This window comes from Viridibacillus arenosi, assembly GCF_001955655.1.
GTDB classification, from domain to species: Bacteria; Bacillota; Bacilli; order Bacillales_A; family Planococcaceae; genus Viridibacillus; species Viridibacillus arenosi.
Genome location: NZ_MSPW01000037.1, coordinates 1 through 2,368, shown reverse-complemented (window position 1 = coordinate 2,368; position 2,368 = coordinate 1). Strand labels below are relative to the sequence as shown.

3 protein-coding genes are annotated in these 2,368 nt (G+C 30.1%); all 3 read left to right on the top strand.

Annotation, left to right across the window (positions count from 1 at the left end; all coding sequences use genetic code 11):
- The first annotated feature begins 500 nt into the window (after positions 1-500).
- A complete protein-coding gene (locus tag BK137_RS21615; protein ID WP_038179205.1) occupies positions 501-1,088 on the top strand; it encodes a hypothetical protein in 588 nt (195 codons plus the stop codon).
- Complete coding sequence (locus BK137_RS21610) at positions 1,075-1,518, top strand: GNAT family N-acetyltransferase (RefSeq protein ID WP_051448545.1); 444 nt, start codon at positions 1,075-1,077, stop codon at positions 1,516-1,518. The genes BK137_RS21615 and BK137_RS21610 overlap by 14 nt, the downstream gene beginning before the upstream one ends.
- A gap of 202 nt (positions 1,519-1,720) precedes the next feature.
- The gene (locus BK137_RS21605; RefSeq protein ID WP_038179214.1) at positions 1,721-2,182 is read left to right on the top strand and encodes an NUDIX domain-containing protein; all 462 of its coding nucleotides are present in this window, start codon (positions 1,721-1,723) and stop codon (positions 2,180-2,182) included.
- Positions 2,183-2,368: the final 186 nt, after the last annotated feature.

Below are 2,368 nucleotides of genomic sequence, written 5' to 3'. Positions count from 1 at the left end.
TCGACATTGAATCAGTGGTTTGTTACCACGGAGGGTTAAGTAAGGGAAATATTCATGACCAGATTCAAGAAGTAATTTGATATTAAAATTCTAGAACTTTCTTCAGCAATCGAGCACTTTACTTGAAGATTATTGAGCTGTTTAGACATTAGACAGCTCTTTTTTTATTCAACTAAAGAGGCAGTTTAGTGGAATAAGGTGTCTTTAGAAACAAAATGCTCCTTAGTAGAAGGGGCATTTAATCTTTTACTAAATTCAGTTTTCCAATTTTATAATAAAGTCAGGTTCTTTTTTTATTAAATTAACTAAAATCATAGAAATGTATAAAGGAGAGATACTTAAGGTCAGGTAAGTTCAATGAGAATCAAATTAAACATCTCCTTTTTCGATAAGAATCATTACGAGACTTTATTTATATGGAAAATAATTATTTTTTTTGAAACAAATTCAAGTCATTTGCGTATAAACAGGTAATACATAATGAAAGGTTTGATAATTTAATGTTAATTGAAATGAAAGAGGCTTTCCTTTTCTTATTGGACATCTATAAAGGAAAATTACCTCAAGCTGATTTGTATTTACTTGGATTAATTATGGTCATTATGCCTCTTGCTGAATCTATACAAGAAAGAAGAAAGAAATCAAGTAAAAGTAAAAAATGGGGTATTATATATTTGAAATGGATTCCTATCTCATTTTTAGTTAGTTCTATCTATTTATCTGGGTTTTATTTTATTACAAATATGTTTAATAATTTCTTTTCTACGCCTGAAGTTTTTCATCAGCAACAAAGTTTACGCTCAATTGCGATAATGTCTTTGACTATGGCGAGCATTGCTTCTTTAATTGTTTCTATTTGGAATTTAAACACCTTGTTTGTAGCTAAAAAAGTCTTATTTACCTTTATTATTAATTCATTGTTTATAGTTATCGGTATGTACCTAATAAATATAACTTGGTATGAAATTATTAAATTACCATTATGGTGTTATGTATTAATTGGAGTGATAAATACAATATTTATGTCCTTTTTATTGTGGGAGGAAAAAGAAGACTTGGTGCAAATGCAAAGTAATGAAATACGATAATTCGCATATGATTTCGGTAATAGAAGAGTATGAACAAACATCGGAGCAACTAAGAAACTGGATCGAGGAAATTTTAGAGAATAATAAAGAAAAGCTAATCGTGGCGGAAAGCAGAGGGCAGATTGTTGGGACGATTGTTTTTCGCTCAAAAAGTACTAAAAGGCTTTCTCACACTGGTTCTTTTACGGCAATGGTCAAAAAAGAGTATCGCAATCAGGGCATTGGTAAACTGCTAATAAAAGAACTTTTAAACTGGGCGGAACATAACACATTAATAGAGAAAGTTAGTTTAGGTGTATTATCAACAAACCAAAGAGCTATCGAATTGTACAAAAGTATGGGATTTGTTGAAGAAGGACGTAAAATTAAAGAAGTTAAGTTTAGTGATGACTTATATGTGGATGATATACTTATGTATAAACTGGTTTAACCCTTTTTTCGTTCAACCTTTTTATCAAACGGAGTGCTACTATATAAGGTTATATTTTTGTTTGTGAAGAAATGCACTTAAACTAACGGGTGCTTTACTTCAATAAGGAGTAGAGCCTTTTTCTTATTGAACTAACGGTGCAATTTAGTTGAATAAGAAATGCTATAATTTGGATATAGCCAAAAAGAAAGGAGGGAAAGATATGAAAGTTAGAAACTCAGTAAAGGCAATTATTTTAGATGGGGAAAAAATATTATTAACTAAAAATCAAGATGACGAGGGTTATTTTTTTCTTTGTCCTGGTGGAGGTCAAGATCATGGTGAAACATTCTATACCACTTTAAAAAGAGAATGTATTGAAGAAATTGGACTTAATATAGATATCCAAGAATTATTACATATCAGGGAGTATATAGGGAAAAATCATGAATACGCTGAATTTGATTTTGATGTTCATCAAATAGAATATTATTTTTTGTGTCAGCTAAGCAGAACTGAAAATTCAATAAAACCAACAAATCCTGATAATCATCAGGTAGGTGTTGAGTGGGTTCGTATTGAGGATTTATTAAATTACAGGCTATACCCAAAGGAGTTAAGAAAATACATAATTGGATATTTGAATGGTGAAAATTCTCCAGTGTATCTTGGAGATATAAATTAACTTTTACTAACAAGAGCTTTAATAGAAGATCTTTGAGCTGTTCAGACGGTTCTTTTTTTATTCAACTAACGGGGCAGTTTAGTTGAATAAGCTCAGTTCCGGTTTATTTGTATTAAATTTCAAACAAAGTAAATTAGTGTTAATATTAAAGTGAAGTATCGTCAATAATCCAAATAGTCAAAGAAC